We start from the raw sequence: 946 nt of genomic DNA on the forward strand, positions 1-946 counted from the left end.
AGATGTGGTAGTTGAGTCGAAAGGTTACTGGCGGGAGAGTGTCCGATTCTTTGTGTGCGGGGACTTGGTTTACAAGTAGTCCGCGAACCGGTCAGGGTACGCCACGGCTAGTTGGTTAATGGCTTGTTTCCACCCGGTGGCTTTCGCTCCTTCAATATAGCCGTTGCATTCGATGTCGTGCTTTGCTTTCTTCGCTCGCTGGGCAGCGCGCTTGTCTTCGATGTTGCAGATCATCAACCACAGTGTTTTCAACGCCGCAGTATCGTTCGGGAATTGCCCGCGGTTACGGGTAGCTTTACGCAGTTCAGCATTCAGCGATTCGATCGAATTCGTGGTGTAGAGCACCCGCCTCGCTGCTGGCGGGAACTGCAGAAACGGCACGAACCTGTCCCAGGCATCGCGCCAGACTTTGACCGATTGCGGGTATTTACGGCCCAGTTCACTGGCCTCGAAGGCATCAAGGCTGGCGCGGGCGGTGTCTTCGTTGGCGGCTGTATAGACCTCACGTAGCGCACGGGAGACACCTTTGCGGTCCTGATACGACACCCACCTGTTGGCCGCCCGGATCAGGTGCACGATGCAGGTCTGCACCATGGAATTCGGCCAGGTTGCTTCTACTGCTTCCGGCAGGCCTTTGAGCCCGTCGCAGCAGACGATGAACACGTCTTGGACGCCACGGTTGGCAAGGTCAGCGCAGACTGATGCCCAGAATGCGGCGCCTTCATTGTCAGCGATCCACAATCCCAGGATGTGTTTGATGCCGTCCATATCCACACCGACGGCCATGTAGCAGGCCTTATTCACCACCCGGTGGGCACCTGCGGATTTTTACTCGTAGCGCGTCGAGGAAGATCACTGGGTAGAACTCGTCGAGCTGGCGGTTTTGCCAGGTCATGACCTCATCTAACACCGCGTCTGTGTCTGATCTGATGTAGGTGGTCCAGTT

Annotated in this window: 1 pseudogene; it reads right to left on the reverse strand. The window is 56.9% G+C overall.

Annotation, left to right across the window (positions count from 1 at the left end):
• Positions 1-69: 69 nt before the first annotated feature.
• A pseudogene (locus HMPREF2617_RS06435) lies at positions 70-946 on the reverse strand (IS256 family transposase); the annotation flags it as partial.

It is taken from the genome of Corynebacterium sp. HMSC070H05, from assembly GCF_001837615.1.
GTDB classification, from domain to species: Bacteria; Actinomycetota; Actinomycetes; order Mycobacteriales; family Mycobacteriaceae; genus Corynebacterium; species Corynebacterium coyleae.